Source organism: Candidatus Tisiphia endosymbiont of Beris chalybata (assembly GCF_964026555.1).
Lineage (GTDB): Bacteria > Pseudomonadota > Alphaproteobacteria > Rickettsiales > Rickettsiaceae > Tisiphia.
On record NZ_OZ032159.1, the window covers coordinates 657,911 to 672,141 of the forward strand.

Sequence of the window (14,231 nt, forward strand, 5' to 3'; positions counted from 1 at the left end):
TTAAAGCTTTTTTGGTCTAAACATAGGGGCGCAGTTCAAAGTACTACATCTATAACTAACGAAATAATTAATTCTTTGAGCAAAACACTGATATATTTTTACCACCGCATCAGTTAAATCATGATGTTTTTCTATCCCATGATTCTCAAAAATGCCTCCTAGTATAATATAGTTTTGGCCAGAATCGTTAAATTCTCCTTCTTGTAAAGTCATCCCAGAATTAGGAATAAAGATTTTATCATCGATTAAAATTGATTTATCAAATTCTGTTAAATATAGATTACTGTTATCTGGCAATTTAATGTGAAAACAATATTTCAGCTCTGCGCTTTGAGCCATAGGCAGCGGTATAGTCAAACTGGTCATATTACCTCTAATAATTCTATTTCCGCTAATTCTATTGAGGCATCGTGAGCGTAATGATATTCAAAGCTATCACTACCAAAACGCACTTCTACTTCAAAAAGGTAACTAGCAATTAAAATATGTTCTTCTTCTAGGGGGGCTTCTAAGCTCACTACTCCGTTAGTGTGATTCACTTTTGGTGCTATGCTGACACTGTCACTAGGATAAACCGAGAACTCACAACTATTCCATACCGGCTTAGTAATAATCCTGGAATATGGCATTATTGGATCTTCATAGGTTTTAATTAATTGATATTGCTGCAATTTTCCGTCTCCTTTACTAATCACTTGTGTGGTTGCTTGATAATCTAAATTATCTCTAAAACGAAAAGAAAAATTACTACCTCGCCTGGCCCGAAAAAAAGCACTAAACTGTTCAAATTCCAGGCTACTTAGCCGACAATTTTTAATCAAATATTTTTGTTGAGAATATTCCCTATCTAAATTTCTTACTTCTCTACCAGACAAAGTTGACACACAAGAAGTAGCGAAAGCAGCTCTACCTATTGCAAAACTTTCAATAAACTGCGGTAACCGTATATCATGAAAATTCATACTTATTTTCCTTCACTTTATTAAATAATACCATTTCTGAAAACTAATCATCTACCTTCGTCGTACTTTATGCAGGAAGCCTATTACTTTTTAATAAGGCCTTATAATTTATTGTCATCTTAGCAGTAATAAGGTCATGGCTATGCCCAAAACTTATATTGCAAGCCTTTAAACTAGCAACAATATAAGTTTGTGTTGGGTACGAACTAGTCGTTAATTTATTAGTAATCTGATCCGCCAGAGCAGTCAGGATAACTTGCTTTTTGTCTCGAGCAAACCCACATATTGTAAAATCTATTTCATATATATCTTGCTTAATTGTTGATATATTTTCAGCTTTTAAAATATTTATTAAGATAAAAGGATATTTAGCATCTTGAACTACTGATAAATAAATTCGGTCAACCTGCAGCCTAATATTTGGCTCGCCTGACAATAATCTATAGGTTGCTTGCTGAAAATCTTGAATAAAATTAAGAGACATATATTTCTAAACCTATTATATTTAAAAATTTATCTTGCTCTAAAATATTAATAATTCTTTTAATTTCGAAATATCTCTCTTTAAATAATATCCGCATATTAGTAGTGATATTTTTAATAAACCTTATTTTAAAGCTGTAGTATCCTTCGGTCATCACATGCCCAAAGCTTAAATGTTCAATGGCGATAAATCTGTTCTCACAAATAGGTTTTATTTCAGCATAAACCGCAAATTTTTCTTGCCATCTTTCGTGTTCTAGTTCATTTGTAGCGAAATTCTCTAAAAATTTAACTTGATGTTGAAAATTACGAGCTATTGACTTTTTCATTTCATATCCTCAATTGCCTATATGGAAGGTATAAATTCTTAATTTCAAGCGACATCGCAATATTATTAGAGCTTTCCCTATCATACATTTCTGCTACATGTATCAATATGCCATGCCTTATTGCAGGCGGAAGATTGCATTGCTCAAAGCCTGCGCTATAGCTCACTACTATTTCCTGGTATTCTATTGGCTCATTTAAGCACAACACCGAATCAATTTGATCTACATAATATTGCTTATCGTGTAGCGCCAATTCTTCTTCACTAGTTTTTACCGTAACTTTATCTACATATTTTATAGGAGCATATTTGAGCGGAAAATGCTGTTGTCTTTTAATATTACAAGTAAATTCTATCATTCTTGAAATTAGTGAAAGCTTAGTAAAATTTTCTGCCGTTATAATTGCCGCCTCAATTAAGCTGCTAATTAACGCATTATCATAATCAGCCTCAATCCTCATATAATTCTTAACCTCTTCTAAAGGCCAAATGTTCTGCGGAGTTAACGAGGTCACTTTAAAAATATTTTTTTGGTACATATATACTGTTCATAAATGAAGAGTTGGTATAGTATATATAGTCACTTAGGTTGAATTAGATACTAGGCACGAGGAGTGAAGCCTAGGAGATACTAGGTAAGCGACGAACAACAACGTAGCTAGTTTAACCTAAGTGACTATAACTAACTAAATAATCCAAATTTAATAGCCCGTTGATTTATCACATCACCCCCTACCCTTTTTACCGCATAAAATTTTACAAATGGCTTATCGGTATATGGGTCTCGCATAATATTAATGCCGCTACGGTCTACTATCTTATATGCCAAACGAAAATCCCCAAGCGCAATGGCGATATTGCCTGGTTTGATTGTCATCATCTCCGAGCAGCAAATCACTGGTATGCCAAAAATTGTTTGGGTTAAAGATTCAGATAATGATTGTTGCCAGATAAACCGCCCATTATTATCTTGCAATTTTTGAATTTCTGATAAAGTACTGCGGTGCATTAAAAAGCTAGCATTTGCTGCGTAATCTGCATCAAGCAAATTAATCAGGTCTAATAATCCTGACACACTTACACTACTTCCCATATTGAACTTATCGATTTTATTATGATCTTTAGATAAAATACCTTTAGGCTTTTTCTTACCATCTCCGTTGATAAAAGCATCATTTTCAGCTTTGACGAAGCTATCTCTTAAACATTCTATTAACCAATTATCGATCCTTATCGCTGAATCATTTATCAGAGTTTGGCTTGCTTTAGGCTGCGCATATAGTTCATGAACAAAAATTCTCTGCTGCTTTAGCTTAGAGGTAGTAGTATCATCTCGTGCTTCCACTTCGCCCACCCAACCACTAGAAAAAGACCCTTCTTCAATCACTATATCAAGAGCATTACTGGAGATTATTGAAGTAGAAGCCAACTGCCTCATTGGGGAGCGGGAATGCATTTCACTAATGATGTTGTTATATAAAGTGGGTACTAGTAACACCCCTCCATCATCGTTGCTGCCCTGCATGGCTTTTTCTATGATTTCACCTTTATTACCTTGCCTAATATAATTACTAAAAGCATTTTTATGCTCTAGATCCTGCCTTGTATCTATCTCTGGGCGTGACAAAAAATTCTCTAGATTATGAATTCTATCTTGTAGTTTATTAATTTTTAAATAGGGTAGTTCTTCATCATTATCGTTAGGACTTAATAATTCATTATTCATGTTCTTCTCCGTTAAAAATGTAGGGGTTATATTTTGCCCAATTGAATTTAAATCACCCCTCTTTTGCAGCTTGCATCGAGTTGGGAATTTGAACAGACTTCTTTCGCAACTCCCATCGCGCAGGAAATTTGAAGGAGGTCTATTGTGTGGCGTGGGATTAGGAAGGGGAAGATGTTTAGTTATATGGGTAATTTTAGCCTGACAATTAGCAGGAAAAGTGACAATGCTAACCTCCACTAATTTAGCCTTGGTGATTACTCTTTGATTTAAGTTATTGTAATTGGCAAGCTGAATATTAAAGCCAATCGAAAGCCCATCAACTGCCCCTTGCCGTACTAACTCTATCGCTTCTCGGCCCGTTTCAATTTTATTATTAATTATGGCGTCAACTTGTAGCCCATAATCATCTTCAGTTAACGAGTGGATTACGCCGATTGGCTTAGTACAATCATGTTGCCATAATAACTTAATATTTGGCTTATCTATTTCCGGGCTTGCAAATGCTCCTTTAATAATTAAATCATTATGTTGATCTAAAACATTATATACACTAGCATAACCTGAAATATGAACGCCATTTTCGCCGACAGATTTGATAATTAAGTTTTGATTTCCAAGAGTGCAGTATAAGAGTTGAGTATCCATATTACCTATAATTGCAATAATTATAAGTAATATATCCTATTAATAGTCTAGCACTAAGTAGTTGAAGAAAAAAAATTTTAAATTACTAGAATGATTTCAAGAATTGTTTTTTGAAATCAAAAGGGTATATATAATGTTCGGGCTTCAAAAATCATCATTAGACCTCTTTCCAAACTCTACTCCTACTGGTAATTTTTTCGTCGAAACTCGTCTCCGTTCCGTAACAATCGTCTATGTACGCAGCTCAACTCGACTTCGCTTCTCCTAAAAATTCCGTATCTTTTCACCACCCCGGCCGAGATTCAACTATTAAAATAATTTTGTATAAGTTTTTGAAATTTAAGACTGTGGTTTTCGCGTCTCCAGGGTGTATTTTCGAAGGAAAAATACACTAACAATTGAATTTAGGCCGGGGGGGTGAAAAGATACAAAATTCCTCAGTAGTAGCGAGTTTGGAAAGAGGTCTATTTTATTTTGAATAGCGCACTCGCCTATAGATAATAGGCGAACATTGAGCAACGACGCATGCGAATTCATATCAGAGGAGTATATATAGATTATCGCTGGATAGTATGGCTAGGACCTTGCTTATTGGCAGGTGTTGAGGGAGGAGTGATACTACTATTCGGTACGGGAGGATAGTGGAGTTTCATCCGATCTACCATAGTAACACCTTTATTACTCTCATTAATAGTATTTGCGATTACTGGGTTATTAACCCCTTTAATAGGTTTGTCTAATGCAGTAATAATATTATCTAGTGTTTTCTTGGGTCTTTCCATAATCTCATCAACCTTCTCAAACCACTTATCTACATTCTTTGTAACATTTAAATAAGCCTTTTCTTGTCCTTCAAGAGGTTTACTAAATATGGAGTGTATTCCTTCCATAAAACTTTTACCTAAGTTTTTAAGTAGATCCACTATAGGTGATATTATATTTTTTAAGGGCGCTAATAGCACTGTTAACCCTTGACTTAATATATCCCATATTTTAGGGATATATTCTTCAGAAGCCTGTTCGATATTAGAAGCTATTTTACTTATTTTTCCAACCTTGGTGGCGAAATTAGCTAATTTCTCTTTTTCTTCTTCCGGAATCACAGATGCTGCAGCAGTAATTGCTATACTACCAAGCTCTCCAAGAGTCTTTATAGCTAAAGAGCCCATTGCAGGGAATAAATCCTTAGAGCCACGCGATTGTATTTCTTCCGAAGACCTTCTTAAGGACGCTCCAACAACCTCCCCTATTGAGGATACAAAGTCAGTCAATGATGTAGGATCTTCTATTGTCTTAATACCTTCTAAACTACGTCCCTTAGACATAAGCAATTGCCCTCTAATTTATGCATAAGCCTTAATTTATACACAAATTTGGAATAATATCAACAGTTAATATTAGAGAGCGAGAAGCTATTATTAATTTCTTAAATAAACCACAATTCGCGGTAAAAATAATTATCTTGATATTATATTGTCCCAAAGTAAGAAATGGCGCACCCTTCGCCCTTAAAGCGGGGGTGCGACCTGATGGTTGCTTATTGATAGCAACCTAAATAGAGAGATATTTCTGATCGTTTTCGCCGCTGTGACTAATGTGCCAATCCACCCCCACCAACCTGACTGCGGTTACCCTTATTAAGAGACCCTAAACCTTTTGGTACAGGCTTCAAAGCCACTTCTGATTTTAATTCAACAATGCTTTTATTGATAAATGCTAGTAATCCTACATTACCCGGAGTATTCATAGCTTTGCTATCTTCGTCATAAAGACCAACTATTGTGGAAGGCCACCCATCGGGGTCTACAGTTCGTATTTCTGTTTTTAATCTAACTGTCACTAACTCCTTGTCATCACTCTCCTGCTGCGGCTTCAAGGGTATCTTACCTTCTCTCTGCTTTTCCTCATCAATTTTCGCCAATGGTTTTAATTTCTCCTCTCTTCCCTTAGCTACCTTTTCTGCTAATTTTTGTAATAATTTTTTTTGATCATTGTGAGATATCCCCTGGGAGGGGGCTTCCTCAAGGCGTTTATTAATCACATCTTTCTGGTATTGTAATAATTCTTCTAGATAATTGTGAGATATCCCCTGGGAGGGGGCTTCCTCAATGTGTTTGTTAATCACATCTTTCTGGTGTGTGATGGGTTTCTCTTGCAGCTTTTCCCATAAAGCAGCCACTTCTGTGTCAATCTGCTGGTCTGTCATTACCTTTATTGTAGGCGCTACTGGAAACAATGAGGGGCTACGTGGTGGATTTTTAAGGGTCTGTATTAAATTCTCTGCTTGCACCACGCTAACTATATGAGGGTCTGCGGGTGTAGTATCGGGGTTTTTCTCATCCTGTAGTTTCTGCTCGTGCTCTTCTTTACCATCAATAAATCTAGTAGATTGTGGCGCTGAAGCTTTAGCTTTATCAATACGCGAATCAATTAGATTATCTGCCGATTTGCTTTCTTTGCCCATTAAATCTGCAACGTCGCTTTTTTGCTCCTTTAGTAGGGATTGTCTTTTTAGTGCGACATCAGTTACGCTAGTTGAGTGGCTTGGAACTTCTCCTCCCGCTGGCAAGAACCTATTGTTTGCTAAGTCCTTCAGCACCTGTTCTCTCTCGATTGGGCCCAGGGAGGCAAGTTTTTCCTTTATTAATGCCTCCTCTGTTTTAGTGTCCTTATTTAAAGTTGCCCATATTGTGTCTGCCTGAGAATTCATATCCATGGATGGGCTTAGCTTCACTTCTGCATCCATCTGTATGTTAGCATTTGGGTTCATAGTTTTATCCCACAATTCTGCATTCAGATTCTTTGAGATGTTTTCTACATCTGCTAACTCTACTGCGCTTGTGGATTTATTCCCTATATCCTGAAAGTTTTTAGTAGCAGTAGAAGGGGTGTCTTTCTCTAATCCCCTACTAACAACATCTTGGGCTTGCTCCCGCTCAATATCAGGTCCCTCAACTACTTGCGAAATGTCAACCGAGTGCCCGTTATTTTTAGCTACTTCTTGCATCAGTGCTTGGTACATCCCTCGATCTATACCGGTAGTAATAATTTTTCCTTCATGTTCGAAATAACCCATTGCACTGGGATCATTACCATTGAATAACATAGGCTCTGGAGAGCTGAACTCAATTAACTTCCCCTGCGCGTTATAATGGATGGTGGTACGTAATGGGCTGCTACTACCTAAATATTTACCATTTTGATCCATTAAATCCAATGATAAAACTACTGGCCCACTGATCTTCTCTGAGTCCAGGCTGAATGGAATACCTGTTATCTTTCTATGTTTACGTACTGTTACTTCAGTACCATCTAACTTTCTTACTTGGGTAGGAACATTAATAACTGTAGATTTTAATTTAATAATTTCTTCCCCAGTTTCCGGATCTTTTATTATTGTCTGCCTATTTTCCCATTTTATTGGCTTAAAATCGTCTTTGAAATGTGTCTTAATATACCCATAACCTTCAATTTCTGCCTTTTCTATCTCAGCTTTTACTACAGGATCTCTAAAAGCCTCATGAACTTTTCGTTTATTTTCCTCGTCCTCAACAAACTCTGCATAATCTCTCCGATTGTTAAGCTCTGCCTTTCCCAAATATTCAGCTATTATTCTCCTTTGTGCAGCTAAGATTTTTTCTCTAACTGCCTTGGTTATCTCATCCACTTCTTCCTCATCACCCGACAAGGAAAAATTAAGAGGTAGCTTCTGATTTTCTATATCTGGGAAATCTGCTTCTTGTTCATTAACCGGTGAAGCAGCATCACTAAAAGAGGCAACCTTACCTTTATTTGTTGTAAAGTGGGCGCCATCTGTAGGATTAGATTTAACTTCCTCATCTTCTATCAATTCATCTATAATATTTATTTCAACCCCCTGATCTTCCTTCATCTCTCCTTCTCCATTGTTATATTTCTTTTAATAATGATTAAATGTTAGTTAATATCTCCTTGAAATGCAATAATTTTATCAAACTGCTCGCAAAATAAAAATTAGTTTTGTATTATCTTTTTATACTCCTTATTCAATTCCCGCACAGTCCATATCCATATTACGCAGACTATACTAAAGACACACATTAAATATATAGATATAGATTGATAAGTTGCAGACGGCAAGACAATAAAAATTAAAGACTGCAGAAGGGCACTAGCTGATTTGCCAAGCTTGGTACCAATAACATCTGCTGCCGCTTTACCCTTAGTCTTCAACTCTATATCTAATGGTACATAGGACATTTCTTTGGTAGAATCAAATAAAGTATATTTACTGGATTTACTTAAAACATTTTGCATTGCTCCAAGAGCAATAGCAACAGAGGACGGATCGGTGAGCATAAAGCTTGCTACTACCAACGCCGCTAGATAATCAAAGTTAGTTACGAAAAAAAATAATAAACCAGTAGTAAAAACCATTAAAGGCGTGATCAAGGCAGCTGTATACCACCCTAACCTTCGAACAATATTAGAACCAAGAATAACAAAGATAATAGTAAAAATACCAGTATAGCTTAAATAATTACCCACAAATATCGCAAATTCTGTCGGGGTGTGATAAATTTTTGCGGCTGACGCTTTCCAAGGTCCTTCCACTAAATTGATGGCTAATCCATAGCAAACTAGTAAGGTAGCAATTAATCTGATATATCTGGAAGTAATAATCATTTCCAGGCTTTCTAAAAGAGAGATAGACTGCTTCTGCGCCGAAAATTGTAGCTGATGGCGTTGGTGTTCTGGTAATATTTTATGATTTAAAAACCAGAAAGTAACTAATGCTACTCCCCCCAATACTAATACACAGGATAGGATAATTTGTATAGAGAGTTCGCTTTCAGTATGCGCTAAATCAAATTTATTAGTTAAATATTGATTGAAATAGTTTAGGTTTTCTAAAAACTTCCCCGATATATAAAGGCCAGTTTGAGCAAAAAGTCCAAATAAAGGATAGAATCTCTTAGATTGGTCTATGGAAGTTATATTATTCACAAATTGCCAAAATAATAAGGCAAATATCACATTTGGCCATAATTCTGCTACTATATAGAATAAAGAAAAACTCCATTTAGATAAAAGCAAAATAAACCATTTAAAATTAGGGTAAGCACTTATTAAAATGTTAGCATGCGTGCTACTTAAATGTAGGGAATTATAATTAGGGAAAATTAGGAAAGCGAATAAGGCAAAAAATAGTAGAAAAATTGATAATATTAAATAAAATATGCTTTCCCCCTTCATTTTATTAACTAATTTGACATATATTATGGCAATTAGAAAAGCAGAAGGCAAAACTCCCCAAAATTTTAGAAACGCGACCGTTTCAGTACCTATCATAGTATTAATCAGGCTATCTTTTAGTGCTCTGATCAAATTCTGGATAAATAAAATACAGAACATTATCAGGGTGATATACAGAAACTTGGAAGCCTCAGATCGCTCTATCGGCCAAATATATTCTATTAAATTATTAGGGATACTTAGAGTAGGAGAGCGTGATTTAGTAGGGGTTATTGTATTTTTAATTACAATAAAATATGAGAAAATTTTAAGAATTACTGCCATATGCAGCCTAACCTCCTTTTAACTTGGCTAGAACCACATGTTAAAGCTTTTTATTCCTATCGTCAATAAAAAAAATCAATAATCCCAGGGCTGCCTCATATAAAAAATTATATAAGTAATATTGAATAAAAATTATTATAGTAGTGGTTACAAATAAGTGAGTGGTAACCATGAGAGAAGAAGAATTACGAGAAAGTTTTGAAGACTTTATTAATGGAATAAATGATCATAGAGTTGATAGGAATAAGCTTCATAGTGTGGAGGAGATTTTATTTTTGACTTTAACTGCAATTATTTGTGGAGCAGAAGGTTGGCGAGATATTGAACGATTTGGCAGGTTAAAATTAGAATTTTTACGTACGGTGTTTCCATATGCTAATGGAATTCCTTCTGACGATACGTTACGACGTTTTTTTCGAGTACTTGATCCTAAAACATTCAGCACATGCTTTACCGTTTGGGCAAGTAGCTTAAAACTTCCAAGTAGCACACATATAGCTATAGATGGGAAAGTGTCTCGTCATACATTCGATGGTGATAAGAATCCATTACATATGGTATCAGCTTTTGCTAGTGAATGTCGAACAGTGTTAGCACAAGAGAAAGTATCTGATAAAAGTAATGAAATTACAGCAATACCTAAATTACTTGGTATTCTAGACATAAAAGGAGCTATTGTTACCATTGATGCTATGGGCTGTCAAAGAGAGATTGCCCAAGCAATTATCGATAAAGAAGCAGATTACATATTATCATTAAAAGGTAATCAAGGAAATTTACACCAAGATATTAAGTTAGTATTTGCAGATAAAGAGTTGCTGAATGAATTGTCAGTTGATATCAATCAAACAACTGACGGAAGTGAGCATGGACGTATTGAAGAACGGATTTATCGAGCTGTTACTATGCCACAAGAATTACAGGAGCAACATAATTGGCCGGAGCTTAAGACAATTATAGAGGTTATAAGTAAACGAGAAATAAAAGGAGTTTTATCTGAAGAAACAAGATATTACATTAGCTCTTTAGAGCAAGAAGCAGTAAAAATCGGTATGGCAATCCGATCTCATTGGGCTATTGAGAATAGTGTGCACTGGATTTTGGATGTTAGTTTTAGAGATGATGATTCACGTATTAGAAAAGGTAATGCTCCTCAAAATATAGCTATTATTAAACACATGGCATTGAATGTATTACAGAAGGCTAAGCAAAAAAGGGATTCTATCAAGCAGCTTAGAAAAGCAGCTGGTTGGGATAATAATCAACTACTCACTATCTTACAGTATATTTAAGTGCGGCAGCCCTGCAGTTTATTACTGAATCTGTTGACTCGCTGGTAACTAATTTTCGTTCCTCTCAGCTTTGGTCAGATAGTCTTCAAAGCCAGTTTATGACTGCGCAAAGTAAAATGGGGTCATTAACTAATAGATCGAGTGAACTTAATTCTCAAGAACAAAGACAATCCGAGAGTCTGACCTTAAAATGGGCCCAAAGTGATTCAATGATTAAAGGTTTTTCATTTAGTGAAAATCAAGCGATCAAAGAATCTATTTTACAAGGGCAATCTCTTAACGAAAATTACGGTAGTAGTGAAAGAAAAGAAACCTCTACTAGTACTAATGCAAGTTTAGGGTTAAATTTAGGAGTTGTTAATGCAGGTGGAGGAGTAGGTGCTAATAATAGTAAAACTGAAGCCTATGATACATCAGCAAGCAAACAAAAAGCCTATAATGATGCTTTAGAAAAAGTAAAATCAGCTCAAAGAGATAATCGGATTAGTACTAGCAATGATGAAGTTAGATCATTAGGCCAAGATTTAATTAGTACCTGGAATGAACAACAATCAGTTAGTAGAGAAATAGCTAAAACAACGCAAACAATGCAACAATTATCCAACCAAAGAAACTATGTTGAGAGTAACTCCGCTACTATTGACCGCAACATGAATGAACCAGTTTTACAAGCAATTATTGCTCGAAATATCCCAGGAGTAACCAGCAAGGAACAAGCAGCTAGATGGGCAAGCCACCACAGTCATGAAGCTATGAACATAGCACAAGAAGTAGTTGGTATAAATAAACCATTACCCCAAAGTAATTGGAACGATAGTCACCCTCAAGTTAAAGATCTACAGTCAATTGATTCTATCATTAACAATACACCAATGACAACACAAGAGGACCTGAAAACCAACTATCTAGAATCAAATAATAGATTACAAGAGCAAGCTACTGTGACAGATAGCACAGGTGCATCAAAAGCATTAGCCGAATCAGTAAAATCTGATTTAAATAAAGGCAAAAAATTGTATAGTCAAAATGTAGATGAAATACTTGACAATCAATTGTCCAGCTCAGAAAGAGAGAAAGCAGTAGATCTTGAAATTACGACTGTTGATATCAAGGATGATAGTAACAAATTAAAAGAGCAATTTGATCAAACCAGCAATTCAACAATTGTTAGAACTGCGGGACGAGTAGTGGATAATATGAGGTTAAATACAGATGCTATCAAAAAGCAAAATATTACTTTGCCTTTAAGCAATAACAAGGATAATAAAAATTAATATTTTAAAAATAAAAAGTAATTTATGAGTATGATAAAAAAGTTAGTTGTAACTATCCTGTCATTGCTATTATTTAATATAACAATTGTAACCGCCAAAGAATCTTTAAACCAAGAGGTTACTAACAAACATAGACTGCAACAAAATATCCAAGATCAGGATTTAACTAACGATTCTGATCTCACTGCTGCAAAATCCTATTATGATAAAGGAATAGCTTTTAAAAGATTTAAAAAATATCAAGATGCCATAGAAAATTTTGACCTAGCCATTAAACATAAACATGATTATGCAGAAAGCTACTTGGAAAGAGGATGTTGTTTATTACACTTAGAAAAATATCAAAAAGCTATAGAGAATTTTGATCTCGCTATTAAATATCAACCTAATTATGTGGAAAGCTATTTAGAAAAAGGACATGCTTTATCAGAATTAGGAAAACAACATGCAGCTATAGAAAATTATAACATAGCTATAAAATACCAACCTGATTATTCAAATGCCTATCACAACAAGGGAGTAGCTTTTGAAAGGTTAGGGCAATATCAAGAAGCTATAGAAAATTATAATTTAGCAATTAAATACCAACCTAATGATGCACCGACATATTATAACAAGGGTATATCTTTAATAAAGTTAGGAAGATACCAAGAAGCTATAGAAAATTTTGACCTGGCTATACAATACAAACCTGAACTTACTGAAAGTTATCAAGAAAAAGGTCAAGTATTACAAAAACTTGGAAAATCTAAGGACGCTACAGAATTATTTAATAAAGCTAAATCGTTGTCAAAGTAAATTTTTTATCTACTAATAGATTAACCGCGCGTGTAGCCTTAAGAAAATGGCTAAAATCGCTATAATAACGCCATGTTCGACTTTTTTTTAAGATTGACAAAAGAATAGGATAGCCTAATAAGGTCATAGTTCAATTATCGAGAAAGAAGCTATGACCCTAGAAACGTTAATTCTGGATAAGAGAGTTATGAATATATAGATTAAAGTCAAGTTTTGTGGAAGGTTTAGTTTTTTTTAGAGAATAAGCAACTAGGGTAGAAAGAATATGAACAAAAGCATTAATAGGAGATCTATGTCTTGTATGTTCAAGATTCATTTTATTTTTTAAAAAATCAAAAACTGTTTCAATTAAGTTTCGTTTTCGAAGCAAGATTTTTTCCTTTAAATCCATTAATTTATTCGCCATATTTTTCTTAATTCCATGAATCATTTTTAAGCCTCTTTCATATAAATTTAAAAACAAATTTTGCTTGATATATCCCTTGTCAGCGGCCATAATGCCAGTTAATCCTTTAGTTAATTGCGCTACCGGAACTCTATCATCTACATTACCATTAGTCACTTTTAATGCCATAATTTCTCCTTGGTTATTAATTATTAAATGTAATTTAAAGCCATAAAAATATCCCATAGAGGATTTACTATGTTTGGCTAATCCTTTAAAAACTTTATTACTATAGCGTCGTTTATTGTGACAAGCTTTAATTGTTGTAGAGTCAATAAAATAAATACCTGTTTCTTGCCCAAATAATAAATGAATCAACATATTTAAGGGCATGAATAATCGCGGCATTAAAGCAACAAATCTGTTATAGCTTAGGGCGCTAGGGAAGTCGTTCTTATGTAAATATTCGACGTAAGTTTTATAGAAAAATTTAAAGTTCTTAGCATGCGATGTATGAAACATAATTATTATTGTTAACATTTCGCTTAAACTCATATTACAAGCGCGATCTCTCTGCTTATTGGATGGTAATAATTTGCTCTTTTCATATTCAAGATAAATTTTACAAAAATCATCTATAAAACTATATAATTCTGTGATATCTTTCTTCATGCCTACAGTTTGTTTTTTTGTTCAAAAACTTCAATACTGTAGGTTGCCTCCCTTGGCAATCCTTATTATACGCCATGTTCGACTTTTTTTTAAGATTGACAAAAGAA

14 protein-coding genes are annotated in these 14,231 nt (G+C 34.6%); 3 read left to right on the plus strand and 11 right to left on the minus strand.

Going from position 1 to position 14,231, the window contains the following annotated elements; genetic code table 11:
- From AAGD44_RS03210 to AAGD44_RS03250, 9 genes are all read right to left on the minus strand, one after another.
- Positions 1-366, minus strand: a complete 366-nt coding sequence (locus AAGD44_RS03210; protein WP_341764537.1) for a hypothetical protein — start codon at positions 364-366, stop codon at positions 1-3.
- Positions 363-962: a TIGR02217 family protein gene (locus AAGD44_RS03215; protein ID WP_341764538.1), complete on the minus strand. Its 600-nt coding sequence runs from the start codon at positions 960-962 to the stop codon at positions 363-365. Before AAGD44_RS03215 ends, AAGD44_RS03210 begins: the two co-directional genes overlap by 4 nt.
- A 67-nt stretch (positions 963-1,029) precedes the next feature.
- A complete protein-coding gene (locus tag AAGD44_RS03220; RefSeq protein WP_341764539.1) occupies positions 1,030-1,446 on the minus strand; it encodes a hypothetical protein in 417 nt (138 codons plus the stop codon).
- Positions 1,436-1,774 (minus strand): phage head closure protein, encoded by a 339-nt coding sequence (locus AAGD44_RS03225; RefSeq protein WP_341764540.1) that lies wholly within the window; start codon positions 1,772-1,774, stop codon positions 1,436-1,438. Before AAGD44_RS03225 ends, AAGD44_RS03220 begins: the two co-directional genes overlap by 11 nt.
- Position 1,775: 1 nt before the next feature.
- A complete protein-coding gene (locus AAGD44_RS03230) occupies positions 1,776-2,312 on the minus strand; it encodes a head-tail connector protein (RefSeq protein WP_341764541.1) in 537 nt (178 codons plus the stop codon).
- Between the two features lie 143 nt (positions 2,313-2,455).
- Positions 2,456-4,144, minus strand: a complete 1,689-nt coding sequence (locus AAGD44_RS03235; RefSeq protein WP_341764542.1) for a phage major capsid protein — start codon at positions 4,142-4,144, stop codon at positions 2,456-2,458.
- Between the two features lie 557 nt (positions 4,145-4,701).
- Positions 4,702-5,469, minus strand: a complete 768-nt coding sequence (locus tag AAGD44_RS03240) for a hypothetical protein (protein WP_341764543.1) — start codon at positions 5,467-5,469, stop codon at positions 4,702-4,704.
- 266 nt (positions 5,470-5,735) lie between these two features.
- Positions 5,736-8,036 (minus strand): Sca4 family protein, encoded by a 2,301-nt coding sequence (locus AAGD44_RS03245; RefSeq protein WP_341764544.1) that lies wholly within the window; start codon positions 8,034-8,036, stop codon positions 5,736-5,738.
- Positions 8,037-8,137: 101 nt separating this feature from the next.
- Positions 8,138-9,703: an Npt1/Npt2 family nucleotide transporter gene (locus AAGD44_RS03250; RefSeq protein ID WP_341764545.1), complete on the minus strand. Its 1,566-nt coding sequence runs from the start codon at positions 9,701-9,703 to the stop codon at positions 8,138-8,140.
- Positions 9,704-9,873: 170 nt separating this feature from the next.
- Here AAGD44_RS03250 and AAGD44_RS03255 point away from each other — a divergent pair, with 170 nt between their 5' ends.
- The 3 genes from AAGD44_RS03255 (at position 9,874) to AAGD44_RS03265 (ending at position 13,067) form a co-directional block, all read left to right on the plus strand.
- Positions 9,874-10,995 carry an ISAs1 family transposase gene (locus tag AAGD44_RS03255; protein WP_341763535.1) on the plus strand — a complete coding sequence of 374 codons (1,122 nt, stop codon included), beginning with the start codon at positions 9,874-9,876 and terminating at the stop codon, positions 10,993-10,995.
- Between the two features lie 98 nt (positions 10,996-11,093).
- Positions 11,094-12,269, plus strand: a complete 1,176-nt coding sequence (locus AAGD44_RS03260; protein ID WP_341763536.1) for a hypothetical protein — start codon at positions 11,094-11,096, stop codon at positions 12,267-12,269.
- 30 nt (positions 12,270-12,299) lie between these two features.
- On the plus strand, positions 12,300-13,067 hold the full coding sequence (locus AAGD44_RS03265) for a tetratricopeptide repeat protein (RefSeq protein WP_341763537.1): 768 nt from the start codon (positions 12,300-12,302) through the stop codon (positions 13,065-13,067).
- On the opposite strand, the gene AAGD44_RS03270 is transcribed toward AAGD44_RS03265, so the two are convergent.
- Together AAGD44_RS03270 and AAGD44_RS03275 are read right to left on the minus strand one after the other, a co-directional pair.
- Positions 13,048-13,194, minus strand: a complete 147-nt coding sequence (locus AAGD44_RS03270; RefSeq protein ID WP_341763538.1) for a hypothetical protein — start codon at positions 13,192-13,194, stop codon at positions 13,048-13,050. The genes AAGD44_RS03265 and AAGD44_RS03270 overlap by 20 nt on opposite strands.
- Positions 13,195-13,233: 39 nt before the next feature.
- Positions 13,234-14,124 (minus strand): IS982 family transposase, encoded by an 891-nt coding sequence (locus tag AAGD44_RS03275; RefSeq protein ID WP_341763461.1) that lies wholly within the window; start codon positions 14,122-14,124, stop codon positions 13,234-13,236.
- Between the last annotated feature and the right edge of the window lie 107 nt (positions 14,125-14,231).